The following is a 25,945-nucleotide window of genomic DNA, read 5'->3' on the forward strand; positions in this document are numbered from 1 at the left end:
CCGGTCAATCTAATGAAAAATCATCTAGCGCTAAGTTAGCTTCAGTATCTTCATGAGATCCAAAGTCTAAAACGGGATTAATTTGAGCCTGCTCTTGAGTGAGCTGAGCTTTTTTAGCCTTGAGAATAACCAGCTTTCTACGCCGCATTCTCTGCCTGCACAGACGGATCACATCAGTCTTCTTGGCGGCAGAAAATTCAAGCCAATTAAATCGCTCATCTCTGCTACGTAAACAGCCTTTGCAGTAGCCTCTGGCGTCGGTTTGACACACTCCGATACATGGGCTGGGGATCTCAAAAAACTCTAGTTGTTCCATCATTACGCTTATGGGCGCATCACCTGTTTAAGAGAGTATTAATTTAAACATAACTTATTTACACTTAGCTGGCTAATTTTCACACTAGCCGAGTATGATACCGACCGAGATAAGATAAAATGCCACGCTTACCTGAGCAAGCTAGTCTCAAATTAGAATAAAGTTTACTGAGGAGTAACACAATGAAGATCCCAGCCCTAATCCCTGTACTCATTTCGTGCTTGATGCTTAGCGCCTGTACCAGCAAGCCTAAGAGTGACTATGATACCGAATATGATTTTAGCCAGCTTAAGCGCTTCGAAACCATTTTCCCCGCTCAAACTCCAGATCCATTGAGCTCATCGCGTATCGAAGACTCGATCATAGCCGCACTAAGCAAGCAAGGGTTTGTAATGGTTGAACAACAAGCTGACTTTAGCGTCACTTACTCCTTCAAGGTCGAAGATAAGCCAAAGAAGTCCGGCCTATCCATAGGATTAGGAACTAGCACTAGGGGCAGTAGTGGTGGCGTCCGTGTTGGCACTAGTGTGGGCGTCCCTATTGGCAGTGATACAGCCCAAATCCAGACCATACAAATAGATATAATCGACCCGAAAACCAACAAGTTAATCTGGCGCGGCACAGATAAATTTAATTTCGATACTGGCGGTGAAAAGAAGGCGGAAGAGACTCAGAACGTCGTCACCAAGATCTTATCTCAGTTCCCGCCTCACAAGCAATGACACGAGTATAGAGACTCATCGACTCGTTCACGGGCATAATGGGGCTGTATTGATTTGCTAACGAATTGAAACAAAAAAAGGGACACTCGGTCCCTTTATTTCACTGAAACACTTATTTATTCTTCCAGCTTAAATGAACACGTAGTTCAACCATCCCTGCATTCTGAATAACACCTTACGCATGATAGCCACATGGGAGAAGTGATCGGTATAGATAGCCACTTGTCCCGCAACCCCCGCGGGGAATCTATCTCTTATCTCATTATCTTCAAGCTCTATCAAGACGATGACACGGCCGCGCTGCATCAGGTGACGCGAAGAGATGAGTGCGCCGGATGATTGAATCTCACCTTCAGCCATCGCGGGTATTATTTTAGATATCTTACCCTTAAATATCTGCCCTGGAGCACCATCTAAGATCACCTCGGCCTCATCGCCCTCTTTCAATCTCAAGAGCGAGTTTTGCCAGAAAGCAGCAGCAAACATCTTCTGCTCATCCGGGATAAAGCTCATCAAAGGCCGAAGTGGCATAGGCACGGCTACGATACCGGGACGCAAGGCCATCTGAGTCACCATACCATCGGTAGGCGCCCTGACGACTGTCATATCGAGATCGAACTGGGCCTTCTCAAGCTCACCCTGAATGCCAGCGACCTTAGTATTAACACCGTCAATATTGGATTCGAAGGCGAGACGCACTCTCAGCTCATCGGCTCTGACCGCCGTTAATTGAGCCTCTGAAGAGAGATAGAGCTGACGCTTGTTATCCAGTTCAAGTTCGGTAAAGGGCGAGTTAGCACCGCCCCTCTTCTTGCCCTTGGCATAACGATCATAGGCCGACTTAGTCCTATCCTTATCGGCAACAGCGCGTTCTACGCTAGCCATCGCTGCTTTCCATGCAGCCTCCAGTTGCGGCACTTCTTGCTCTGCAGCAAGCAGAGCGGCACGTTTCTGCTTCACGATAGCGGCAAAAGGGGTGGGATCGATTCTAAAAAGCACCTCGCCTTTCTTTATCGGCGTATTGGGTATCACCTCAACACTAGTGACTACACCTTTAACCGCCGGGTTAATTGGCGTGGTGACAAAGTATTCTTTCGCAAAAGGGGTGTAAGGATGGTTATAGTTCATCAAGAGCACGAGCGCGCCAACGATGAAGACACCACCAAGAATTGCCGTAGGCACAGTCCACTTGTTGAGTGGGATTTTAAAAATCTTAAATATCGCTATACAGATAGCGGTATAGGTAAGAATAAGTATCAGATCCATCCTATGCCTCCTTGCCATTAGTCGAAGCTACAACAGCTTGTTCGTTAGATTGATTTGAGCCCAGTTCTATGGACAGGAGTCGAAGCTCTAATTGAGCCACTGTCTTAGTCAGTTGTTTCACTTCATCCTCTAATGCGAGCTCTCGTTGCACCACATTGTTAAAGCCCCAGCCTCTGTCTTCTCGGTACAGGGTTGCCCAAATCCACAAGAAAGGCCAAATAGCATGCAAGGTGAACAGACTCACCCAGCCCGCCACATGCAGTGCATCTTGCTGAGGATGATTACGCTCTTTGGCAATCTCGTAGGGAATATCATGAATGACTATGATCCCGTAGAATAGAAATATAGCGACGAAAAAAATCACGCCCAATGCAAAGTAATCCAGAAACACGAATCTCTCCTCATGCCTAAATATTATCCAGTAACTGCAACATTTAGGTGGTTATTATAGTTAGTATAAGGTTACGGAAGCCAACATTCTCTCAACATTCCGTAGTCAATACCAGCTATTTAAAATTACAGGGCTACTGCATCAATATCTGTATGTCTACGCGATGCAAGCTAGCGCCAGACTCTCAAGCGATGAGCGATAAGTGGTAAGCCCTAGACGGTAGACGATAGACGATAGACAATAGACGATAGACGATAGACGCTAGACGATAGACGATAAGGATAAGGATAAGGATAAGGTGGACATAAACCGCGGGAAATCTTGACTAACATTAAAATCGGGCTCTAATTCATAGCAAGCCCCTATGGTTTACTCGCCTTAAACTCAATTTAATTTACTTGGTTGTTAAATTTTCCTCGGGCCTCATGAACGCCGGATAAGAAACACGCCAAGTTATGACTCGCTATATTGAGTAAGTTTTGCCTGGCTTCAAGCGTCGCCCATGAATTATGCGGGCTGATGCTGATATTCTTAGCACTGAGCAGGGGATTCGTTTTCTCCGGGGGCTCGGTCGATAGCACATCAACGCCGGCAGCCGCTATTTCGCCATCGTCTAAGGCCTGCTTTAAAGCAGCCTCATCGATTAACCCACCTCGAGCGGTATTAATTAACATGGCACTGTTCCGCATCAGCTTAAGGGTACTGCTGTTAATGATCTTGTCGTTAGTCTCGGTTAACGGACTGTGTAGTGAGAGGATATCGACTGTACAGAGCAACGGCTCTAGTTCACTCCACTCCTTCACGCTATTCTTGACACGAGTCACACCGGTTAGAAAGTGAGCTTAACTCCTGCATTGGCTTGCCCTTGCCACATGATGTCGGCATGGATATTCCATGTACACTGACCACCATGACAAAAAAGGGCGTTATCAGTGTTGACGAAAGTAGCATAGCCCCTGACATCGGCAAACAATGAAACTGTAGGAGTCACTTCATACTCTAGCCCGCCGCCAAAACCCATTGAGAAACGTGACTCATTAGAATAGTCGCCACTAGGGCGAATGTTAGTCACGCCCATACTCACGGTCACATATGGCTTCAAGTTACCATTGGGAAAGAATAGCGAACCACCAATATGAAAATAATCGACTGTCAGGTCTATGACTGAATCGGCACTAAAGCTACCGCCATTGCGAAGATCTGTACTCTGACTGCTATAGAGGAAATAAATGTTACCGGGATCATTTGTGGTAACGCCCATCATCAGGCCATAATTTGCCGCTTCGGCAATTTTGACTTTCCCCTGCTCATTGGTATGAGTCTCAATCACATCGAACTCGCTAGCAGCAAAGCTATAACCTGCAAAAGGGGCAACAAAAACTTCGGCCGATGCAGAGGCTGTAAACAAGGCACCTGTGCCAACCCAAGCCAAGAGCAGTAACTGAGTATACTTTTTCATCTTGCTTCCCTTTTATGCTTATGTCTAATTATAAAGTAGCACGGTATTAGCTAAGACTAACGCATGCCTCTGTCTGACTTAACGCGATCGTACGCGGCTTGTATATCTTGCGCCTTACGATTGGCCAGTTCCATCATCTCTTTAGGCAGGCCTTTAGCGACTAGTTTATCCGGGTGGTGTTCGTTCATCAGCTTACGGTAAGCACGTTTGATCTCTTGGTCCGAGGATGATTCAGCCATGCCCAAGAGATCATAAGCATCTTCGATACTCGTCTGGCTGCCGCTGCCTCCCTTATGGAAGTTAAACTCGGCTTGCCACCGCTTGAGCAACTCGTCTAGTTGGATTCGACTATAGCCTAACTCTTGGGCTATGGTGAGTAAGACCGCGTGTTCCTTGGGATCGAGCTCGCCATCGGACAATGCAGTCTGGATCTGGATCTCCAGAAACATCTGCAATAACTCTTTACGCCCCATGGAGATAATTCTAAAGGTTTTTAAACAAGCCTTGATATCGAAATCACTGGCCTTACCTTCGCTAAATGCCTTCTGGGCCTCCTTTCTTGCCTCGCCTTTGAGCTGCATCTGATCCATCAACATGGTCGCGATACGAATATCGTTCTCAGTCACCTGCCCCGATGCTTTCGCTACATGGCCCATCACAGCAAATGTCGTATTAAAGAAAAGTGTCTGCCTATTAGCCCCCTTGCCTATGATGCCGCTCAACTGAGCGCTCTTTTTATCAAATAAATGGCCTAACCAGAGACCAATCAGGCCCCCAATGATTCGACCAAACATAAAACCTATGGCGAAACCAAAAAACTTACCCCAAATACGCATCTAAAAACCTTAGCTATCAAAAATTAAATTATCACAGTGACAAATATAAAATACAAAAATCACCCTAGTTTACTTCTAGTCGACGCTCCAGAGCCTCGAGCCGCTCTATGGTGCCTACATCGCACCAATAGCCAGAATAATGACTACCCGATACCAGAGACGAGGACATTTTCTCCCGCAATAGGGGCGCCAATGGAAAGCCATCTTCGGGGGTGTCGTCGAATAGCGAAGGATGGTAGAGACCCACTCCAGAAAACGTCAGTGCCGCCCCTACAGCAGTTTTATGTGCCGCAACCAAGCCATGATGCAGAGGAAAGTCACCCTGAGGGTGCTGACTGGGATTATCCACTAACCAGAGATGAGCCTGTTTACCGGCATTTATCTGCGCCAGAGCAGCCTCAATATCTTGAGGCAGATCATCCATAAACACATCGCCGTTTATCACCAAAAATGCTTCCTCACCTAGCAGAGGCAAGGCATGCTTAATGCCTCCGCCAGTCTCTAATGCACTCTCCTCCGCACTATAATGCAAGCGAATGCCCCAGCGATTGCCATCACCTAGCTGCTCGACTAGCTTCTCCCCCAGCCAAGCGTGGTTGATCACTATCTCAGCAAACCCAGCGGCAGCGAGTCTCTCTATATGATAAACGATCATTGGTTTGCCACAGACACGTACCAAGGGCTTAGGCAAAAAATCAGTGAGCGGCCTCAGCCTCTCACCTCGCCCAGCCGCAAGTATCATCGCCTTCATCGTTTGCCCTCAAATGCGGGAATGAGAGTGGTCGCCACCCAAGCGCTAAAGTCATCTAGTTGAGGATAGCGTACCGAGATGTCCCTGATATAAGCCAGTGTCATAGGAATGTCTGCCATGTAGGCAGGCTTACCATCTCTATAATTCAAGCGGGCAAAGATACCTGCGGCCTTAATATGCCTCTGTATCCCCATCAGATCGAACCATCTGCGGTATGTTTCTAAGGTTATCGAACTGTCGACTAGACCGGATTTCTGTTGGTTATCATAGTGTTCCCCCATCAAACCCTCTACCAGCGCATCGGGCCAACGAATATAACAATCGCGTAATAGTGATACAGCATCGTATGTCACAGGGCCTACCACGGCATCTTGAAAATCGAGCACACTAAGCTGCTCAACACCAGACTCATCGGCTGTGAGCATCAGGTTGCGACTGTGGTAATCTCTGTGCATACCCACTTTGGGTTGCTCCTGTGCATTTACCACTAACAAACCAAAGGCCTGCTCAAGCATCTTGCGGGTATTGGTATCGATAACCAGGTTCAGATGATGATTTATCAACCAATCGGTAAAAATATCTAACTCTCGGCGAACAAAACCAGAATCATATAGGGCTAAGCCAACTTCGGCATTGTCCTTGAAGGCCGCAATCTTATCTAACAGCGCTAATGCCAGAGAATAATAGGCTGCGACATTGCCATCGTTAAGCCGTGACAAAAGCTGGACATCCCCTAGGTCACTCAAGAGTAAAAAACCATTTTCAACATTTGATTCAATAACTTGAGGCACAATAACGCCGCATTCAGCATAGGCTTTGGCTAACTTTATAAAGGGAGTCACTGGGATAAGCTCGGGTGGAGAATCCATTACTATGTAACTCTTACCATCATGAATCACTCTAAAGTAGCGCCTAAAACTAGCATCTCCGGAAATAAGAAATGGCTGTAATTGGGTTCCAAAAACTTGGTTTAACCATGTATTTAACTGAAAAAATCTAAGATCTGACAAGGGCGCCTCATGGCTCTTACGTAAAATTTGCTTTATTATAAAGCAAAATGGAATTAGCTAAAAAACTCATTGTTGATATTTAGCTGAGTTGCCTGATAAAAGTGCAACTTTTCTCACCAATATTTGTCCAGACTAAGAAATCATAATAAACGACTTAAGATGCATATCCGATATTTTTTGGCAATAAGCCTACTTCCCCAATTAGTCTTGGCTGAAGAAACCACCGAGCCTGATGCCAGCATACAATGCTTGGTAGAGCCCCCTGTGCCTAGAATGGCATCCTTAGATCCTGACGCCTCTGAACTAGCGCTGCAAGAAATACGCATACTCTCAGATCGTTCGGAAGCCCAGATGGGCAAACAAGCCAAATTTAATGGCAATGTCTCCTTCACCCAAGGTGGCCGCCACATAGCTGCAGATGAGGCGATACTGGATCAGGAGAGTGAGCGTCTGAATGCCAATGGCAATCTAGTCTTCCAAGATCAGATGTTCACCATCACAGCAGAGTCACTCGTGGCTCACATGCAAGATAACAGTGCCACCCTTACAGGGGCCCAATACTGGCTTCATGGTCAACAGATACACGGTGATGCCGAGAAGCTCGAAATAACCTCAGATAATAACTTGCATCTCACCAATACAAATTTCACCACCTGTCCTCCGGGAGATAATTCTTGGTTACTCGAAGCCGAAAAAATCACCATAGACAGTAGTGAAGAGTGGGGGGAGCTGTGGAATGCCAAGCTAGAAATTGGCGGAGTTCCCATCTTCTATATACCTTATATGACGATTCCCGTGTCTGATAAACGCAAATCAGGCTTTCTATTTCCGACTTTTAGCACCAGTAGCACCAATGGTATTGAAGTCGCAGCCCCCTATTACTGGAACATAGCCCCAGAATACGATCTGACGTTTACGCCGCATTATATGTCGGCTCGAGGCATGTTTCTAAAGACTGACTTCAGATATTTAGCCGGTGAATCACAACAGGGCCAGCTCAACGTCGAATATTTGGCTAACGATAATATGCTAGACAATAGTCCAGACCGTTATCTGTACCATTGGCAGCACAAGGGCGCGATCGATGAGAATTGGCGAGTATTAGCCAACTTCACTCAGGTGTCTGATAACAACTATTTCAACGATATGGACTCGGATGTCCAATCTGCAACCGATAACCAGCTATCACGCATAGCTGAAATCAGCTACTTCGAAAGAAATTGGGACTTTAGTGCCAGAGTGCAGGATATCAAGGTCTTGGGAGAAGATGAGATCCCGTATCAGGTGATGCCACAATTGAATTTCAACTATCGTGCCCCTTCACTCTGGAATGGCTTAGATTTTGATTTAATGAGTGAAATCACCAATTTCAAACATCAAGAAAATGAATTTTCCACCGCCACTCGTCTCCATATTGAACCGAGTATTTCCTTGCCAATTCATGGACCCGCAGGCTCCTTAACCAGTGAAGTCAAGTTGTTACAGACCTATTATTGGCAAGATAACCGAGGCAATTCTCAAAACGATGATCTAGACGACCAGGTCAGCCGTACTCTGCCTCAGGTGCGTATTCATGGACAGGTTAACTTCGAGCGATATACGGACTACTTCAATGAAAATTACCGCCAAACCTTAGAGCCACAATTTCAGTATCTCTACGTAGGCTATGAAGATCAATCTAATATCGGCATCTATGATACCGCCCAACTACAGGAAGATTATTATGGCCTGTTCAGAGAGAGACGTTTTTCTGGACTCGACAGAATAGCCGATGCAAACCAGATGACCTTAGGCTTAACCACTCGTTTGTTTGACGAAAATAATGTGGAGAAATTTAAGTTTAGTCTGGGACAAATATTCTATTTTCAGGATAGCCGCGTCGGTATCAATGAACCGGGAAGGTCGACTCAAACCTTCACCCAAGAAAATACCTCTAACTCTGTCTTAGCCGCGGAATTGAGTACTCAGATCTACAAAGACTGGTATATGAGTGGCGCGATTCAGTATGATACTAAGCTGAGTGAAAACCAGAAGAGTGAAGTCACCCTAGATTTTCGTCCAGGGACAAATAAGTTACTGCAGCTGAGTTATCGCTATGTGCCAGATCTGCTCAACACCAACACCAATGAGTCTGTCGACATATCTCAGGCTGGTATGAGAGGGGCTTGGCCTGTGAGTGATAACCTATATCTGGTTGGGAACTGGTATTATGATCTCAATGAAAGCCGCAACATAGAAACATACGCTGGCTTCCAATACGAATCATGTTGCTGGGCCGTACGTTTAAGTTATCATTACCGCATCAAGACCAATTATCAAGATGACTTTAACCCTATGGTGGATGACAGGGAACTATTCGAGAAAGGAGTTTATCTTAACTTCGTCATCAAGGGGCTCGGTGGATCCGGCCCATTGGGTGTGACGGATATGTTAGATGATGGGTTGTTTAACTATAGAAAACCTTTATACCTTAAAAACTAGTTAAACAATTAATTGATATTGTTATGAACCATGAGAAAGACTTATAGTCCAATCATGAAATAGATTGTCCAGTCAGCACTAATTTACGCTGCAGCTGATATTAATATGCCAAGGATTTTTGTGGATGAAACCCTGTAAACATTTGATTATTGCGATTATGAGCTTGGCTATGAGCCACATGGCTCTAGCTGAAAACACGACATTAGACCGGGTATCGGTACAGATTAATGAAGGCATCGTCCTGGAGAGTGAAATCACCAACATGCTGAAAACGGTTAAGGCGAATGCCACAGCCGCGGGTCAATCTCTGCCTTCGGATCAAGCCTTACGCACCCAGGTTATCGAACGTTTGATCATGACGCGCCTGCAGATGCAGATGGCCGATAGGATAGGCCTTCACATCGGTGACCTTCAGCTAGACCAGACCATAGGTAATATCGCCAAGGAGCAGCAGCTCAGCGTCGAACTGATGAAACAAAAAATCAGCAGCGAAGGCATGAGTTGGGGCCAATATCGTGAACAATTAAGGGAAGAGATCACCTTAGGTGAAATTCAGCGCATTCAAGTACAGCGCCGCATTCAGGTGTCACCACAAGAGATCAACAACCTGGTTAACATGATAGAAGAACAAGGCCTGAAACAGATTGAGTTCCAAATTGGCCATATTCTGATTGAGATCCCCAATAATCCCACTAGTGAACAACTAGAGAAAGCCAGTAACCGTGCCAATACTGTATTGGACCGTGTCAAAGATGGTGGAGACTTCCGCCGTACGGCTATCGCAGCTTCCGCCGGTCCTAAGGCCCTCGAGGGTGGGATCTGGGACTACATGAACATCAACGAGATGCCGACTCTTTTCGCAGAAGTGTTATCCGACGCCAAAAAAGACGATATAATAGGCCCTATCAGAAGTGGGGCAGGTTTCCATATCATCAAGGTGATGGACGCTCGAGGCCTACAGACCAATGAGGTTGATGAAGTTCGCTCTCGTCATATCCTTGTCAAGCCTTCGCCTATTCTTTCAGAAGAACGCGCTAAGGCCATGCTAGATAAATTTGTTAAACAGATCCGTGCAGGTGATGCCGATTTTGCGGCTCTTGCTCGCCAATATTCAGAAGATCCAGGTTCTGGAGCCAAAGGCGGTGAGCTAGGTTGGGCTGATCCAACCGCTTATGTTCCTGCATTCGCTCAGACACTAAACGAACTTAAGGTCAATGAGATCAGTGAGCCCTTCCGCTCTAGTCATGGCTGGCACATAGTCCAATTAGAAGAGCGTCGCACCACAGATGCAACGGATCAATTTAATACCAATAAAGCACACCAGCTGATCTTCCGTCGTAAATTTAACGAAGAATTACAGACTTGGTTAGACGAGATGAGAGCAGACGCTTATATCGAAGTTTTTGAAGCTGATTTCAATAGAGGTTAACCGTATTGACGACTAAACGTATTGCCATAACTGCGGGTGAACCCGCAGGTATTGGTCCAGATTTAGTTATTCAACTAGCTCAGCAGGCTTGGCCTGCTGAGCTAGTTGTTTGTGCTGATCCTGATTTATTAACATCGAGAGCCAAGAATCTTGGCCTGCCACTTCAACTTCGGCCCTATCAACCCAATCAGGCGCCCAAGGCGCAAGAAGTCGGCACCTTGACTATCGTGCCATTCTCTCTGGCTGTTGCCAGTGAATGTGGCAAACTCGACGATCAAAATAGCGCTTATGTGGTCGAGACATTACGCTTCGCCGGCGAGAAAAATATGAATGGCGAGTTCGATGCCGTGGTGACGGGTCCTGTGCATAAAGGGATCATTAACCAGGCTGGGATCCCATTCAGCGGCCATACCGAGTTTTTTGCTAATCAAGCAAATTGTCAGGATGTGGTCATGATGTTATCGGCTCCGGGATTGCATGTGGCACTCGTGACTACGCATATCCCCTTGGCCTACGTCTCTAAGGCGATCACTCGTGACCGCCTGCACCAGATTATAAAGATATTGCATAGAGATCTCATCGACAAGTTTGCCATAGAGCAACCCAAGATATATGTGTGTGGACTCAATCCCCATGCAGGAGAAGATGGTCATCTGGGCCGTGAAGAACTCGATACCATCATCCCGGCACTCGAAGAGTTACGTGAGCTTGGGATTAGTATTGTCGGTCCGCTGCCTGCAGACACCATTTTCCAACCTAAGTATCTCGAAGATGCCGATGTGATACTCGCCATGTATCACGACCAAGGCCTTCCGGTACTTAAATCTCAGGGGTTTGGTAGTTCGGTCAACATCACCTTAGGACTCCCTTACATTCGTACTTCCGTCGATCATGGCACAGCGCTGGATCTCGCCGGTACGGGTACTGCAGACATAGGAAGCTTCGTCTGCGCACTAAATAAAGCCATAGATTTGGCAGTAAAAGCTGGATAATAGAATAGCAGATGAGTAATAGAGTACATTTAGGCCATACAGCCAAAAAACGTTTCGGGCAGAACTTCCTGACAGATCATAACATCATTAATCGTATTGTCGGCGCTATAGCACCTGACAATGATCATGTCATGGTCGAGATAGGTCCCGGTCTCGGCGCGCTAACAGAGCCCGTTGCCGAATCCATAGATAAGTTGACTGTGGTTGAGCTAGATAGAGATCTGGTTGCAAGGCTACAAGAGCACCCGACTCTGAAACATAAATTAGAAATCCATCAGGGAGATGCCCTAAATTTTGATTTCAGCCAACTGATAGAAGAAGGCAAGGAACTTAAAGTTTTTGGCAACTTGCCTTATAACATCTCTACTCCCTTGATGTTTCATCTGTTCGAATTTGCCGAACACATCAAGAACATGCATTTTATGCTACAAAAAGAGGTCGTATTAAGGCTGTCAGCTACGCCTGGTACTAAGGCCTATGGGCGCTTGACCGTGATGGCTCAGTATCATTGCCAGGTTATGCCGGTACTCGAAGTGCCACCTAGGTGCTTTACGCCATCACCTAAGGTTGATTCTGCCGTGGTGCGATTAGTGCCTTACAAACAGAAACCTTGGCCATGTAAAGATGTCGAATTTCTTAGGCGCATGACAACGACGGCTTTCAGCATGCGTCGCAAGACCTTACGTAACAACCTAAAGCATATGATTTCTGATGAAGAGTTCTTGGGTCTTAACATAGATTCATCATTGAGACCCGAACAGATAACTGTTGAGCAATACGTTTCCATGGCGAACATGCTCTTAAACAAGAAAGCTGGAGAGCAAACTTAATTCATTCTCTCGGGACTCTCGATGGTGAATGAACACAAGAATACATAGAAATAGAATCGGAGGGCTTGCCCTCCTTTTTTTTGTCATTAAAGGTAACTTATGTCTGAGCTAGGGTCGACCATCAAGGTTGAAGTCACAACTGAATATATTGAAGAACAGTCATCTCCCAAAGAGAAGAGATATCTTTTTAGATATACCATCACCATCATCAACCTAGGACAAACAGCGGTCACATTGGAAAGCCGCCATTGGCGTATAACCGATGCTAATGACCATAAGAGTGAAGTCCAAGGCGCCGGAGTCGTCGGTGAAACCCCGAGAATAGAGCCTGACAATGCCTACCAATATACCAGTGGTACTGTACTGGAGACTCCCCTAGGTGTCATGCAAGGAACCTATAGCATGGTGACAGATGAAGGTGAACAATTCCAAGCGACTATTCATCCATTTAGATTATCCGTTCCAGGTTTACTTCACTAATTTACAGGCGCTGTACTAGATGGCTAACTACTTTGTCGGGGATATTCAGGGTTGTTTTGAAGAGCTAGAGCGAGTACTTGCCAAAGTTGACTTCAATCCTTCCACAGATGTGCTTTGGGCCGTTGGCGATCTCATTGCCAGGGGACCTGAGTCACTTGCCACCCTAAGATACTTCAAGCAACTCGATGGTTCCGCTAAGGTGGTATTGGGTAACCACGATCTCCACCTGATGGCGGTTGCGGCAAAAATTAAACGCGTTAACCCTAAAGACCAGCTCGAAGCACTGCTGGAAGCTGCCGATTTAGACTCATTGATTGGCTGGCTAAGGCTGCAACCTCTGGTGCAGGAGCTCCCCGAGCATAATATCGTTATGACTCATGCGGGCGTCCCTCCCCAGTGGGATATTCAGACTCTCAAAAGCCAGGCTCAAGGTGTCAGTAATGCCTTAACTGCCCAAGATTATATTCCATCCTTGATCGCAAAAATGTACACCAATCAAGCAAATATCTGGGACCCTAAGGCAGCAGAGTTACAAAGAAACATATATTGTATCAATGCCCTGACTCGCATGCGCTTTCTACACCTCGACGGTGGGCTGGATTTCGATTGTAAACTATCTCCGAGCGATTGCCTCGATCCCAGCCTGACACCTTGGTTTAATTGTGATGGATTAACCAAGAAGACGCATACCTTGATTTTCGGCCATTGGGCCGCCGTGATGGGCAAAGTAGAAAGCGATAATATTTATGCCCTGGATACGGGCTGTTGCTGGGGGGAGCATCTGACGTTATGGCATATGGAGTCAGATCAAAAAATTATCCAAAATAAGTTAAAAAAGAGTTAAACTAGCGCACTACTCGGCCGATATAACAAGAATGAAAATACTTATCTTCTGCCAGCCCTTGATTTTAAAAGACCTTTTTATTAGGGAATAGTAACGTAAATGTTACAGGAAAATATAATAATCGGAGTACCCTATGAAAATGAATGTCGCTACCCGGGTCATCGGCGGGTTTAGTATCGTTACTTTACTATTAGTTGGATTAGGCGCAGCCTCACTATTAACCAATAGTAAATTGAAAACCAGCACCCAAGTGCTACAAGAAGTCAGCATTCCAGCACTGGAGTCTAGTGGTCATCTCTTACATGGCATTGCTCAACAAGAGAAGCAGATCTTAGTTGCATACCATACTAAACATTCCCAGGCTCTGCCCCCAATATCTAAGCAATTCTCGACATTAGATCAAGAGTTCAGTGCCAAAATAGCACAATTATCCAGCATTGTCGGCCAACAGGATCGCGCCGACTTCTCGGGTACGATTTCAAATTTACGCCAGAGTTACCGAAACTTCATCTCTAATGGCGAAAAAATGATTAAGACCCGTGAGAACTCCTTAGTGACTCAGGAAAAACTCGTCATTAAATTAGAAGATCTAGAAGTAGCCGCCGATGACACGGCTTCCTTGCTACTCGATCTTATTGATCTGGAGATGAGTGAAGATCTCACTGAACAAGAGATTGCAGCCACAGCGGGCAACATAGATAACAGCTTCAGCAGCATAGTCAGCACTAGCTATGATCTGATCAACAGTAAAACTAAGCAAGAGCATCAAACCATCTCCAAAGAACTGGATTACATCGTCAGTGAGGCCAGAAATAAACTCGAATATGTCACCCGTCACTGGGAGGGGGTTATCGATGATACTCTGTTAAACAGCATCAATGAGGAAGCGAGTAAAGTATTTAGCTTGCTCGGTGGCAGTGGGTCTATACAAGCCATGAAAGGACGTCAGCTTAACTTCCTGAGCTCCACAACTCAAATGTTGGCCCAAGTAGAAAAAGATGCGCTGAGTGTCAATGAGAGCATGCAGAGCCTGACCAATAAAGTAGAATCAGTCTCGAATAGCGTGAGCCAGAGTGCTATCGATGATATAGATGCTGCGAGCTTAAACACCTTAATACTGATCATCTTCGCCATAATCGTTGCCATCGTTATCAGTATCGCAGTGATCACACCTTTAAAGCGCTCACTGGATAAAGTCAACAACGCTCTCAATATTTTAGCTTCCGGAGACTTGACTCACAAATTAGATGATTCGGGCCATGATGAGTTTGCCGAACTATCTCGCAACTGCAATCGTCTGGTGGATAGTTTAAGAGACCTTATCCAGGGGATCCTCGACCGCTCGAATCAACTTGCTGCCGCCGCCGAAGAAACCTCGGCAATAACAGCCCAAACCACTGCGGGTATCCAGGAGCAGAAGAATCAAGTAGACCAGGTGGCCACGGCGACGACTCAGTTGAGCTCCAGTGCCGAGCAGGTGACTAGAAGCGCCGATGATGCGCTGATTCAAATCAAGCAAGCCGATGACGAAACGCGACATATACGCGCAATGGCAGATGAAAATAAGCAGACTATCTTGGCTTTAGCCGATGAAGTTTCCAAAGCGGGCGTAGTCATCAATAAATTGCATTCCGATAGTGCCTCTATTGGCTCTATTCTCGATGTGATCCGTGGCATCGCCGAGCAGACCAATCTATTAGCACTCAATGCCGCCATCGAGGCTGCACGAGCGGGTGAGCAGGGGCGAGGCTTTGCCGTCGTAGCCGATGAAGTACGCAACCTGGCATCGAGAACCCAGGACTCAACCCAAGAGATCCAGCAGATGATTCAAGTCCTGCAAGAAGGCGCTCAAGAAGCTGTTGCCGTAATGGAGCTAGGACGCACTCAGGCAAATTCTTGTGTAGAGAAAACTGAGCAGGCTAACCTGGCATTAGAAAGTATCAGTGAAGCGGTTCACAAGGCACATGACTCGGGAACCCATATTGTCAATGCAGCTCAAGAACAGAACTTAGTGAGTCAGCAGGTGTCAGAGAAACTCGAGCATATCGCCGCCATCTCGGAAGAGACATCGACGGGGGCCGAGCAGACCGCTCAATCGAGTCATCAAGTGGCTCAGCTGGCTGAAGAACTGCAGGCATCTGTGAGAGAGTTTAAGGTTTAGGGCTAGAATCTAGGAAATAGATTCTAGGAAATAGATTCTAGCACTAAAAAAATGCCGGATACGTGAGTATCCGGCATTTTTTTAAGTTCTGCTATTTTATAAAATCTACCATGAAACTGATTAACCGCCTGCAGTTCTCTCTTTTATCGCCGTAGTGATGGCACTAGCACCGTGGCCATTAGCCTCGGCCCAATCAGTAATGGTATTACCATCGGCTTCGGCAGCCGTAAGATCTGATACTGAGAGGCGTTTAGCGATGAAAGTGCCCACTTTATCTGAACCGCTCTTCATGGCGGTACGCAGTAAACTGTCACCATTACATGTCACACCCGAATAGATGTTACGCAGCTTTACGCGATTTTCTTTTAACTTCTTGCGCAAACGATTCTTGTCATTTGTTTGAACATAATTACAGATATTTGCAGCAAGTTGATCTGAATTGGCTTGTACTGGCATAGAAAATGCCGATGCTGCGATCATTGCAGCAATGCTTGTAGGCAACAGACGCATCTGATACTCCCTCTTATTATTTATTTTTATACTGTAGAGCATCAAACTAGCAAAATTTTATTTGCCCCACCCTAAACTTTAAACATAATGCTGACGCTAATTTAACATTTTTTTACCAAATTGATAAAGCTATATTCTAAACCTTTATCATTTATTGATGTTTCTTGGCTGATCCGCTGCCAAGACCCATCATCCCATCGGGGAAAATGCGTATCGCCATCAACATCTAGTTTGATCTCAGTGAGATATAGTTTATCGGCCTGACTTAAAAGAGCGGCATAAAGCTGTCCACCACCTATTACCACCAGTTCTTCACACTCTCCAGCCGCTGCAACAGCGCTTTCAAACGAGGTCACACAGGTCACTCCAGCAATAGTTAACCCTTGTTGACGGCTAATGACTATATTGAGCCTTCCAGGAAGCGCGCGACCTATGGATTCATAAGTCTTACGCCCCATGACGATCGGCTTACCTAAGGTCATGGCCTTGAAGTGCTTGAGGTCTTCAGGAAGATGCCAAGGCATCTGATTATTTTTTCCAATGACACGATTATTAGCCATCGCAGCTATCATGGCGATTTTCATTGTTATCTCCGGGGGGGATCTGTGACCCACTTATATTCAAATGATGTTTAGCAATAGAAAGCCTGACAAACATGGCCACCGAAGACGCACAAAAGGTCAGTATCGATGCGGTAAGATCACCAGCGAACAAATGACAGAAGCTCGCGCATGACAAGCCTATCATAGGCACTAGGTAACGTTTTGGGTAAGTTCTAGACTGGATCCGGGAAAACCGCTCCCTGACTTGATTGAGGCCATATATGCCTCTCTCTGTGAGTAAGCAGATTCTCTGCGGTTCACAGATAATGGTCATGGTCATGTTCATGTTAATACCATGCCCACGGATGCGCCGAGTCGTCGTGATACAGCGGCCATGAACTAGGCTGGTTAATACTAGTGAGTTTGAAGAGATAGAGATTTCGACACTGGTGAGAGCCAATGCATAGCCCAGACGCTGACGGAACTCTTCGACCAGTTCAGAATCAGCGCCATAGACTAGTAGGAGTTGAGCAACCCCGACACCTTGCCGGGTTATTTCATTCTGAGTATCTGCGTACACATCAATCCCGAAGAATATAAACTCAAAATGGTGCTCCAATCCACACTACAAGCGGTAAAGACTTACCTTTGATAGATCACTTTGACATCGTAATCGTCGTCATCGAAATCATCATCATCTAGGTCATCACTAACGAAGTTTTCATTGAGTTCATCACTATCTTTATGATAGTTATCCCACTTAAATTCAACTTCTTGGTCTTTATCGATGGCCTCTTCTTCAGGCAGGGCGTCAATGAAATCCATCAGCTTGAGACTTAACTCTTGTGTACCGTCACGGTTATAAGCCGAGATGGTGAAGACTTCACCCTCCCACTTAAGCTCTTCCACTATGTGGGCTACACGTTCTTTAAGCTCTTCTTCGAGCAGCAGATCTATCTTATTGATCACCAACCATCTAGGTTTGCCGGCAAGCTTAGGAGAGTGCTTCTCGAGTTCGCCAACAATGGCACGTGCCGACTCAACAGGGTCGCTGCCATCGATAGGCTCGATGTCAATAAGGTGCAATAGCACACGACAACGTTCTAAGTGTTTCAAGAAACGAACACCGAGTCCGGCACCATCGGCAGCACCTTCGATCAGACCAGGAATATCGGCAATCACGAAGCTCTGACCATGTCTAGGATTAACAACCCCTAAGTTTGGCACTAGCGTGGTAAACGGATAGTCGGCCACCTTAGGTGTGGCTTTGGATACTGAACGAATAAAGGTCGACTTGCCCGCATTAGGCATGCCTAACAAGCCCACATCGGCTAGCAACATAAGCTCAAGTTTGAGACTACGTACTTCGCCTGGTGTGCCCAGAGTTTTCTGCCTTGGCGCTCGGTTAGTACTACTCTTGAAGCGAGTATTACCCAGACCGTGGAAACCACCTTTGGCCACTAACATTTTCTTACCGTGAGCAGTCAGATCACCGAGAGACTCCTGAGTCTCTTCATCGATAGCTCGGGTTCCCACTGGTACTTTAAGTATCAGATCCTCACCACCATGACCGGTACAATCACGTCCGCGACCATTTTTTCCACGCTCGGCGCGATGAAAGCGCTCAAACTGGAAATCGATTAATGTGTTGAAGCTTTCATCTGCTTGCAGATAAACATCACCACCATCACCACCATCGCCGCCATCCGGGCCACCATCGGGTACATATTTTTCGCGTCTGAAACTAACGCAACCACTACCACCATCACCAGCTTCAACTCTGATCACAGCTTCATCGACAAACTTCATATCTACTCCTGGCACCACAGATTAAACGAATTATACTCGTTTCTGCTTGGGGTCGCCAAAACAATTCTTAAATATTTAAAACAATAAAGCCCCACCAAAGGCGGGGCTTTCATAAGCAATCTTAGCCGAAGCTAAAGATTAGCCTTCGATGCTAATGAACTTACGGCTCTTAGGACCTTTAATCTCGAACTTAACTTTACCGTCAGTCAAAGCGAATAGAGTATGGTCACGACCCATACCTACGTTAACACCAGCGTGGAATTTAGTACCACGTTGACGAACGATGATGTTACCAGCAAGAACTGACTCACCACCGAAACGCTTTACACCAAGACGTTTGCTTTCTGAATCGCGGCCGTTACGAGTAGAACCGCCAGCTTTTTTATGTGCCATGAGTTAGACTCCTAATTAAGCGTTGATAGCTGTAATTTTAACTTCGGTAAACCACTGACGGTGGCCCATTTTTTTGTCGTGATGCTTACGACGACGGAACTTAACGATAGTAACTTTATCGTGACGGCCGTGGCTGATAACTTCAGCAACAACCTTTCCACCTTCGACTAAAGGTGCACCAATGTGTACAGTCTCACCGTCGGCAACCAAAAGAACTTGGTCAAATTCAACAGTATCGCCTGTAGCGACTTCTAATTTTTCTAAACGTAATGTATGGCCTTCAGCAACACGATGCTGCTTACCACCACTTTGAAAAACAGCATACATAGCTATTTTACTCCGGTATTCTAACACGCCGGCTCATTTAATTGAGGCAGGGGTGTTATAAAAGCTTTAATGACAATGGTGGCGGATTCTACGCTAAGAAGAGTAAGCTGACAAGCCCTAATCACTAAAGAATAAAAAAAGATCATAATTACCCGCACTATTCTCCTCAAGTGCTGTTTTACGGCGCTTTTTTAGGTAGAATCCCATGATTATAACATTAAGCATTAATTTTGGGCCGACAAATACTTTTCAGCCCCACGAACCAGAGCCTCTTTATGGATTTGAACGCCATCCGTCAGTTAGCTGATAGCGACATGCAAGACGTCAACAAGCTTATATATACGCAACTTGAATCTGATGTTGCCCTTATCAATCAGTTAGGCTTCTACATAATTAATGGCGGCGGTAAACGCATGCGTCCATTACTCTCCATTTTGGCTGCACGTGCAATCGATTACCAAGGAGAGGCTCACCTTAAGCTAGCCGCAATCGTTGAGTTTATCCATACTGCATCCCTGCTCCATGATGATGTCGTGGACGAATCATTGCTACGTAGAGGAAGAGAGACGGCCAATGCCCTGTTTGGTAACAGTGCTAGCGTGTTAGTCGGTGACTTCCTTTACACTCGAGCATTCCAGATGATGACTGAATTAGGCAGTATGAAGGTGTTAGAGATACTCGCCGACGCAACCAATGTACTTGCCGAAGGCGAAGTGCTGCAGTTAATGAACTGTAACGTTCCCGACACTAGCGAAGCAAGCTATATGCGGGTCATCTATTGTAAGACGGCCAAGTTGTTTGAAGCCGCCACGCGACTCCCAGCCGTGCTAGCCGATAGCCCCATCGAAATACAGACTGCACTGGCGGATTACGGTAAGTACCTAGGCACCGCATTCCAGTTAACCGATGATCTACTCGACTACACGGCCAATACCGAAGAGTTAGGTAAGAACATAGGCGATGACTTAGCGGAGGGAAAACCTACGCTACCGCTGATCTATGCGATAGCTCACGGTACCGCAACAGAGCAAGCATTAATTCGTAAGGCCATCGAGCTCGGTGATGGTACGCAAAACATCGAAGAGATCCTTGTAGCACTGAAAAACTGTGGCGCATTGGAATATACCCATAACAGAGCCTTAGAAGAGTCTGATAAGGCTATAGCAGCGTTAACTTGTATTCCTGATAGCGAACACAAGCAAGCCCTCATCTCTCTGGCTAAAATTGCGGTTGAGAGAAAACACTAGAATCGATTAGTGGGTGTTGGCCTTTAAGTTCCTGTTTGCTACAAACACGGTTTTAGAGGATAAAAACCTCGATCATCTAGCTAAAAGACAGATCAAAAAAGGAGCCCTAGGGCTCCTTTTTTATTAGGCTTAACGTTAAGTAAGCTTACTTAACAAATTCTACGCCTAAGGTGATATCTGCTTTCAATGTATCTAGCATAGCATCACGGGCATTCGCTTCGAACTCACTCACGTCACCGTAAGCCAGTACTTTTTCGACGCCATTCTTACCCAGTAGAACTGGCTGAGCGAAGAATTCTGCATGCTCACTGCCACCATCGACATAGGCACACTCAACCACATTCTCTTCACCTTGAAGACCGCGAACCAAAGATAGACCGAAGCGACATGCAGCCTGGCCCATAGAAAGTGTCGCGCTGCCGCCACCGGCTTTAGCTTCAACCACTTCGGTACCCGCATTCTGGATACGAGTCGTCATTGCAGCAACTTCTTCATCGGTAAAGCTTACGCCTTCAACCTGAGACAATAGTGGCAAAATAGTCACACCACTGTGGCCACCGATAACGTTTAGCTTAACATCGGCGACGTCTAGTCCTTTCGCTTCGGCGATAAAGGTCTCAGAACGAATAACATCCAGTGTAGTCACACCGAATAGACGGCTCTTGTCATAAACACCGGCAGCTTTTAACACTTCAGCGGCAATCGCTACTGTGGTGTTGACTGGGTTAGTGATAATAGCGATCAGTGCTTTTGGACAAGTAGCGGCACACTTCTCAACCAAGTTTCTCACGATACCTGCGTTGATGTTAAACAGATCTGAACGATCCATGCCCGGCTTACGTGCAACACCGGCAGAAATAAGTACCACATCGGCACCTTCCAGCGCAGCAGATGGATCTTGACCGGCAAAGCCTTTAACTTCGACTGCTGTCGGGATATGGCTTAAATCGACCGCAACACCAGGTGTTACAGGAGCAATATCATAAAGGGACAGTTTTGAACCGGCTGGCAATTGTGTTTTTAGTAATAGGGCAAGAGCCTGGCCAATACCACCAGCGGCACCAAGTACAGCAACTTTCATAGTTATCTCCGTCAATTCATGGGTATTTGTGATATAGATCTATCTTTCAAGACGGCGCAACATTACTGGAATAATGGATAAATTTCAATTCCCCCTTAGTCTTGATTAGGTTTTATTTCTAATTGCCATCGAGAAACCTTCTAATCTGGTAAGCGATACAAGCATTAACCAGCCCTCTCCAAGCTCAACAGATCACCTTGCGTACTCAGCTTAATCCAAGTCGAGCTATCTTAGACCAGACAGCAAACTCCGTCTCGACAGCTTGCATTTTTATTCAACCTGCTAGGGTATTTGTTGACAAAAAAGCCTGAAATATTCAAAATAGAGAAGATTTCTGAATAAAAGAACACAAAACTATGCAAGCAAATAAAAATCAAGACGAACTTGTTAAGACCTTTAAGTCGATTTTGAAAGAGGAGCGTTTTGGCTCCCAGAGTGAAATTGTTATCGCCCTACAAGCCGAGGGCTACAGCAATATCAATCAATCGAAAGTCTCCAGAATGCTGAGTAAGTTTGGTGCGGTGCGAACCCGAAATGCCAAGCAGGAGATGGTCTACTGCTTACCGGCCGAACTGGGTGTTCCCACGGCGGGAAGCCCGCTGAAAAACCTGGTACTGGATGTTGACCATAACCAGGCCATGATAGTTGTCAGGACAAGCCCGGGCGCGGCCCAGCTAATTGCACGCTTGCTCGACTCTATAGGTAAGCCAGAGGGCATTCTTGGCACCATTGCCGGTGATGATACTATCTTCATTACACCGGCTAATATAGACGAGATAAGCAGGACATTAAATACGGTAAAGTCTCTGTTTAACTACACGGATTAATCAAGTTCCCGAAGGAAGAGTGAGATCCCTGGCCTAGGAAGCTCATCAATTCCATCATCGAACAAGAGACGCTTATGGCGTCTCTTTTCATTTTATGTTGAAAAATAACCAGCAGTTCCTTGCAGCACAAGCTCATCCCCACACACCTGCATCGGCACATCCAGCATACTCAAATGCCGACCCGTGTTCTCAGCGTAAAGATAATAGACCACAGAAAATATTCAATATATTGAATCACACTTTAATTCGTGCGAGAGTGAGTCAGACTATGAGAGGCAGCTTCTGGCTAAGGACGTATGATGACAATAAATGGAATAATTAAAGTCGATGATATTTGCTGGGAGTCCTGGCAACATTCAGAACAATATACCAGCCAACAGAAACATATCGGCGATGCTGCTGGATGTGAAAAAATAGGTGTGACCATGGAGCGTCTCGCTCCAGGAAAAATATCAGCCGTAGCCCACTATCACACCAAAGAAGAGGAACACCTTTACGCCTTAGAGGGCGAAGCAAGCTTACTCATCGATGGCGAGCCTCATCCTTTTAAGAAGGGCGACTATATCTGTTTCAATGCCGATACAGCCATAGCTCACACACTCAAAAATGACTCAGACCAGGAGTTTGTATTCCTGGTCATAGGCAACCGAGATAAGCACGACGTGGTGGTCTATCCGGAAAACAACAAGGTCTTGGTCAGGGCAGTCAATGAGATCTATGCCAAGCGCCCAACCAATTACTGGGATGCGGATACTCAAGACTGATCCGGTTAATCTCAACCTATAAACGAGCGCACTTGAGGGGCTAAACCGAAACTCTGAGTGTTTTTCGGTTTAAATCACTCAGTATTTAACGACTAAGCGATACCGGCACTGCTTGACTCTCAGCGTCTAGATATTTAACCATGACAAATCAAGCAGGCGCCGAAAACATTCTCTGGCGAGCCAAAGCCATCCTAGAGTTGGTGGGGGAACGAGTAGATAGCACTGTTAAGCTATTTACCTATACTCCAAATGAAAAAAACAAAAATAATGCTGTACAATTTTTGATTATAAGGTATTATTTGCCTCGCTCAGCTGTTTAGAGTTATTAGTGATAAAATAAGTAAAAAGTAAACCTTAGATTTCTTCGTTATTGTTGTTATCCTCAGTTTCCCTTATCTTCATCGTCACATTCAATAATTCAATTTCAGCACATCGCATACTGCGATATTTTTTTATGAATTTAACTATAAGGGACACAACATGTCTAATTCAACAACTGGTCTAGTAAAATGGTTTAACGAAGAGAAAGGTTTTGGTTTCATTACTCAAGACAATGGCGGCGCTGACGTATTCGTTCACTTCCGTTCAATCGCTTCTGACGGCTTCAAGACTTTAGCTGAAGGCCAGAAAGTATCTTTCGAAGTAGAGCAAGGTCAAAAAGGCCTTCAAGCAGCTAACGTAGTTGCGCTTTAACTTTGTAAGTTGACGTAAATGGTTTTATGACCATTTACGTCATATTTCATGCTTAACTTATTCATTTATACCGATTCTACCAAAATATTAACATTTCAATCATCTGCTTTATGTGTATGTCGTTACGTTGCTCACTTTCTTCGTTATATCATTATAAATAAACATTTACAGCTTAAAGCTAATTGTAAGTTTGTACTTATAGTGCATTGATCTTGCAAAAAAACCAAGCTCAGACACGATTTAACGATCAATATTGGTTGCAACACCAAGCCAGCGGCTCACTCCCCTAACAATCCAAAAGGTAATATAGACAACAGAAATATAGAGTTATCTTACTGTGATGAAACCTGCCAAGGTAAAATCGTTAATAGTGAAAATCAGCTTATCGGTAACTTCTCCATCTCCTGCTAACTATCCAGTTACAGCATCCCAAATTTAGCTTTTCTTGAAAATGTTGTACTGGCTTTATTGATGGGCGAAAAGTGACTTCGCGATCAACAATCACTTTGCAACAAATGCATATCGCCTGGAGAGCTTGATATAGAGAAACAGTGACAGGAAAATCACCCCACCACCCAAGGCCTTTTGTAATTCAATCGTCTCATCCAACATGGTCACACTCAACATCATGGTCCAGATAGGCTCTAAAATCATGATCAAAGCGGCGGTTTCCATCTTTACAGAATATTGCCCCATAGTTTGCAGTAAGTAGCGTATCGAAGTCGCAAAAATGGTAGAAATAACAAACCAAAATATTAAGTTACTACTGATTTCAAATGCATATTCTTGAGTAAAGCCTACATAAACTACACCCACAATCCCTACCGTAAATAGCTGCAAACATATTGAAACTAACGGAGTGAGTTGGCTGCTGATTTTCTTATTCAGCACGAAGTGAATAGAAAGAAGTACCGCTGCAAGCAGAAAAGACAGCTGACTTGCATCGACTCGCCAGCCATTGCCTAACGTCAGCAACATCATACCCATCATGCTGACAGGCAAGGCTAACCAAAAGGCTTTGTTCGGTTTTACCTGAAAAAACATCCATGAGGTCACCGGGGCAATGATCATAGCTAAGCTCATGATAAACGCCCCTTCAGACAAGCTGCTGCTAATCGACACAGCATAGACCCAAACTTGCAATGCGAGCCCTAGAAAGACACCGACGCCACAGGCCAATAGCACCTGCTTAAGGGTTAACTTCACGATATGCTTATAGCAGAACGGCAGTAAAACAAGGCTGGCAAGCAGGAACCTTATCGCAATAAACGCCTCCCCTGGCATCTGCAACACCACTAACTTAGACGCTATCCAACCTAGTGCAGCCAGTAAGGTGGCTATAACTAGGTACATCTCTGCACGCATCAACGACTCTCTTTTTTATTGTGTGGGCTTGAAATCGAGAAGCATACACTTAAATTTCAGTGCATCAAGCGGCATGATACAGACTCGGCTCAGGCTAACAATAAAAACTAGGTTTGATTGGCTACTTATGCTTTTCAGTTTCCCGTGTAACCAGAATAAAGGTCAGGTACATCTTGGTTGGTAAAGACAATGCCATGCCAAAGGCGACACACATAGCACTGATCATGATGCCTATTACGCCCATAGCTTCGATCATGTCGCTGAAGTTGTGCAAGTAAATACCAAGTAAGATTAAACATACGCCCACAGTGATACAGGTCTTTAGAATCAAAATCAGTTTGTCATCAGTCACGATTATTTTCCATTTATCGACATCATGTTCGACTAATATATTGAACCTATCAGGCCTATTACACCTT

The 25,945-nt window shown here is 45.4% G+C and carries 27 protein-coding genes and 2 pseudogenes; 12 read left to right on the forward strand and 17 right to left on the reverse strand.

Annotated elements, in window-relative coordinates:
• Positions 1–4: 4 nt before the first annotated feature.
• Positions 5–316 carry a DUF1289 domain-containing protein gene (locus tag HRU42_RS03530; protein WP_295028962.1) on the reverse strand — a complete coding sequence of 104 codons (312 nt, stop codon included), beginning with the start codon at positions 314–316 and terminating at the stop codon, positions 5–7.
• A gap of 182 nt (positions 317–498) precedes the next feature.
• Here HRU42_RS03530 and HRU42_RS03535 point away from each other — a divergent pair, with 182 nt between their 5' ends.
• On the forward strand, positions 499–1,038 hold the full coding sequence (locus HRU42_RS03535; RefSeq protein ID WP_295028963.1) for a DUF4136 domain-containing protein: 540 nt from the start codon (positions 499–501) through the stop codon (positions 1,036–1,038).
• A 129-nt stretch (positions 1,039–1,167) separates the two neighbouring features.
• Here the strand turns inward: HRU42_RS03535 and HRU42_RS03540 are convergent, their stop codons facing one another.
• The 7 genes and pseudogenes from HRU42_RS03540 to HRU42_RS03570 all read right to left on the reverse strand — a co-directional run bounded on the left by HRU42_RS03540 (position 1,168) and on the right by HRU42_RS03570 (position 6,751).
• Positions 1,168–2,304: an HlyD family secretion protein gene (locus tag HRU42_RS03540; protein ID WP_295028964.1), complete on the reverse strand. Its 1,137-nt coding sequence runs from the start codon at positions 2,302–2,304 to the stop codon at positions 1,168–1,170.
• 1 nt (position 2,305) lies between these two features.
• On the reverse strand, positions 2,306–2,695 hold the full coding sequence (locus HRU42_RS03545) for a DUF3302 domain-containing protein (RefSeq protein ID WP_295028965.1): 390 nt from the start codon (positions 2,693–2,695) through the stop codon (positions 2,306–2,308).
• A 389-nt stretch (positions 2,696–3,084) separates the two neighbouring features.
• Positions 3,085–3,498 (reverse strand): annotated as a pseudogene (locus HRU42_RS03550) (NAD(P)-dependent oxidoreductase); the annotation flags it as partial.
• 26 nt (positions 3,499–3,524) lie between these two features.
• A complete protein-coding gene (locus tag HRU42_RS03555; protein ID WP_295028966.1) occupies positions 3,525–4,154 on the reverse strand; it encodes an outer membrane beta-barrel protein in 630 nt (209 codons plus the stop codon).
• 56 nt (positions 4,155–4,210) lie between these two features.
• Positions 4,211–4,990 (reverse strand): co-chaperone DjlA, encoded by a 780-nt coding sequence (gene djlA / locus HRU42_RS03560; RefSeq protein WP_295028967.1) that lies wholly within the window; start codon positions 4,988–4,990, stop codon positions 4,211–4,213.
• A 64-nt stretch (positions 4,991–5,054) separates the two neighbouring features.
• A complete protein-coding gene (murU, locus tag HRU42_RS03565; RefSeq protein ID WP_295028968.1) occupies positions 5,055–5,741 on the reverse strand; it encodes an N-acetylmuramate alpha-1-phosphate uridylyltransferase MurU in 687 nt (228 codons plus the stop codon).
• On the reverse strand, positions 5,738–6,751 hold the full coding sequence (locus tag HRU42_RS03570; RefSeq protein WP_295028969.1) for a phosphotransferase: 1,014 nt from the start codon (positions 6,749–6,751) through the stop codon (positions 5,738–5,740). Before HRU42_RS03570 ends, murU begins: the two co-directional genes overlap by 4 nt.
• Before the next feature lie 159 nt (positions 6,752–6,910).
• Between HRU42_RS03570 and lptD the strand changes: the two genes are divergently transcribed.
• The 7 genes from lptD to HRU42_RS03605 all read left to right on the forward strand — a co-directional run bounded on the left by lptD (position 6,911) and on the right by HRU42_RS03605 (position 15,968).
• Positions 6,911–9,232 (forward strand): LPS assembly protein LptD, encoded by a 2,322-nt coding sequence (lptD, locus tag HRU42_RS03575; protein WP_295028970.1) that lies wholly within the window; start codon positions 6,911–6,913, stop codon positions 9,230–9,232.
• Positions 9,233–9,356: 124 nt separating this feature from the next.
• Positions 9,357–10,661 (forward strand): peptidylprolyl isomerase SurA, encoded by a 1,305-nt coding sequence (gene surA, locus HRU42_RS03580; protein ID WP_295028971.1) that lies wholly within the window; start codon positions 9,357–9,359, stop codon positions 10,659–10,661.
• 5 nt (positions 10,662–10,666) lie between these two features.
• On the forward strand, positions 10,667–11,653 hold the full coding sequence (gene pdxA, locus HRU42_RS03585) for a 4-hydroxythreonine-4-phosphate dehydrogenase PdxA (RefSeq protein ID WP_295028972.1): 987 nt from the start codon (positions 10,667–10,669) through the stop codon (positions 11,651–11,653).
• An 11-nt stretch (positions 11,654–11,664) separates the two neighbouring features.
• A complete protein-coding gene (gene rsmA / locus HRU42_RS03590) occupies positions 11,665–12,483 on the forward strand; it encodes a 16S rRNA (adenine(1518)-N(6)/adenine(1519)-N(6))-dimethyltransferase RsmA (RefSeq protein ID WP_295028973.1) in 819 nt (272 codons plus the stop codon).
• A 99-nt stretch (positions 12,484–12,582) separates the two neighbouring features.
• Positions 12,583–12,963 (forward strand): Co2+/Mg2+ efflux protein ApaG, encoded by a 381-nt coding sequence (apaG, locus tag HRU42_RS03595; RefSeq protein WP_295028974.1) that lies wholly within the window; start codon positions 12,583–12,585, stop codon positions 12,961–12,963.
• A gap of 19 nt (positions 12,964–12,982) precedes the next feature.
• A complete protein-coding gene (locus HRU42_RS03600; RefSeq protein ID WP_295028975.1) occupies positions 12,983–13,807 on the forward strand; it encodes a symmetrical bis(5'-nucleosyl)-tetraphosphatase in 825 nt (274 codons plus the stop codon).
• 133 nt (positions 13,808–13,940) lie between these two features.
• Positions 13,941–15,968 (forward strand): methyl-accepting chemotaxis protein, encoded by a 2,028-nt coding sequence (locus tag HRU42_RS03605; RefSeq protein WP_295028976.1) that lies wholly within the window; start codon positions 13,941–13,943, stop codon positions 15,966–15,968.
• A 120-nt stretch (positions 15,969–16,088) separates the two neighbouring features.
• Here the strand turns inward: HRU42_RS03605 and HRU42_RS03610 are convergent, their stop codons facing one another.
• The 6 genes and pseudogenes from HRU42_RS03610 to rplU all read right to left on the reverse strand — a co-directional run bounded on the left by HRU42_RS03610 (position 16,089) and on the right by rplU (position 19,549).
• Positions 16,089–16,478, reverse strand: coding sequence for a DUF3718 domain-containing protein (locus HRU42_RS03610; protein WP_295028977.1), 390 nt, complete (start codon positions 16,476–16,478; stop codon positions 16,089–16,091).
• A gap of 101 nt (positions 16,479–16,579) precedes the next feature.
• On the reverse strand, positions 16,580–17,062 hold the full coding sequence (gene folA, locus HRU42_RS03615; RefSeq protein ID WP_295028978.1) for a type 3 dihydrofolate reductase: 483 nt from the start codon (positions 17,060–17,062) through the stop codon (positions 16,580–16,582).
• A gap of 31 nt (positions 17,063–17,093) precedes the next feature.
• A pseudogene (locus HRU42_RS03620) lies at positions 17,094–17,600 on the reverse strand (threonine/serine exporter family protein); the annotation flags it as partial.
• Between the two features lie 62 nt (positions 17,601–17,662).
• Complete coding sequence (gene cgtA, locus HRU42_RS03625; protein ID WP_295028979.1) at positions 17,663–18,829, reverse strand: Obg family GTPase CgtA; 1,167 nt, start codon at positions 18,827–18,829, stop codon at positions 17,663–17,665.
• A 138-nt stretch (positions 18,830–18,967) separates the two neighbouring features.
• On the reverse strand, positions 18,968–19,222 hold the full coding sequence (rpmA, locus tag HRU42_RS03630) for a 50S ribosomal protein L27 (RefSeq protein ID WP_005497146.1): 255 nt from the start codon (positions 19,220–19,222) through the stop codon (positions 18,968–18,970).
• Between the two features lie 15 nt (positions 19,223–19,237).
• Positions 19,238–19,549, reverse strand: a complete 312-nt coding sequence (gene rplU / locus HRU42_RS03635) for a 50S ribosomal protein L21 (protein WP_005497144.1) — start codon at positions 19,547–19,549, stop codon at positions 19,238–19,240.
• A 275-nt stretch (positions 19,550–19,824) separates the two neighbouring features.
• Between rplU and ispB the strand changes: the two genes are divergently transcribed.
• Positions 19,825–20,796 (forward strand): octaprenyl diphosphate synthase, encoded by a 972-nt coding sequence (ispB, locus tag HRU42_RS03640; protein ID WP_295028980.1) that lies wholly within the window; start codon positions 19,825–19,827, stop codon positions 20,794–20,796.
• A 145-nt stretch (positions 20,797–20,941) separates the two neighbouring features.
• Here ispB and mdh read toward each other — a convergent pair whose 3' ends face one another.
• Positions 20,942–21,877 (reverse strand): malate dehydrogenase, encoded by a 936-nt coding sequence (mdh, locus tag HRU42_RS03645; protein WP_295028981.1) that lies wholly within the window; start codon positions 21,875–21,877, stop codon positions 20,942–20,944.
• Between the two features lie 356 nt (positions 21,878–22,233).
• Here mdh and argR point away from each other — a divergent pair, with 356 nt between their 5' ends.
• From argR to HRU42_RS03660, 3 genes are all read left to right on the forward strand, one after another.
• Positions 22,234–22,704, forward strand: a complete 471-nt coding sequence (argR, locus tag HRU42_RS03650) for a transcriptional regulator ArgR (RefSeq protein WP_295028982.1) — start codon at positions 22,234–22,236, stop codon at positions 22,702–22,704.
• A gap of 299 nt (positions 22,705–23,003) precedes the next feature.
• The gene (locus tag HRU42_RS03655; protein WP_295028983.1) at positions 23,004–23,468 is read left to right on the forward strand and encodes a cupin domain-containing protein; all 465 of its coding nucleotides are present in this window, start codon (positions 23,004–23,006) and stop codon (positions 23,466–23,468) included.
• Between the two features lie 480 nt (positions 23,469–23,948).
• Complete coding sequence (locus tag HRU42_RS03660) at positions 23,949–24,161, forward strand: cold-shock protein (RefSeq protein WP_295028984.1); 213 nt, start codon at positions 23,949–23,951, stop codon at positions 24,159–24,161.
• A 501-nt stretch (positions 24,162–24,662) separates the two neighbouring features.
• Here the strand turns inward: HRU42_RS03660 and HRU42_RS03665 are convergent.
• Together HRU42_RS03665 and HRU42_RS03670 are read right to left on the reverse strand one after the other, a co-directional pair.
• Positions 24,663–25,526, reverse strand: a complete 864-nt coding sequence (locus tag HRU42_RS03665; protein WP_295028985.1) for a DMT family transporter — start codon at positions 25,524–25,526, stop codon at positions 24,663–24,665.
• A gap of 121 nt (positions 25,527–25,647) precedes the next feature.
• Positions 25,648–25,878, reverse strand: a complete 231-nt coding sequence (locus HRU42_RS03670; protein ID WP_295028986.1) for a hypothetical protein — start codon at positions 25,876–25,878, stop codon at positions 25,648–25,650.
• Positions 25,879–25,945 lie beyond the last annotated feature (67 nt).

Origin of the sequence: Shewanella sp., assembly GCF_013214165.1 — a bacterium.
In the GTDB taxonomy this organism is placed as follows: domain Bacteria; phylum Pseudomonadota; class Gammaproteobacteria; order Enterobacterales; family Shewanellaceae; genus Shewanella.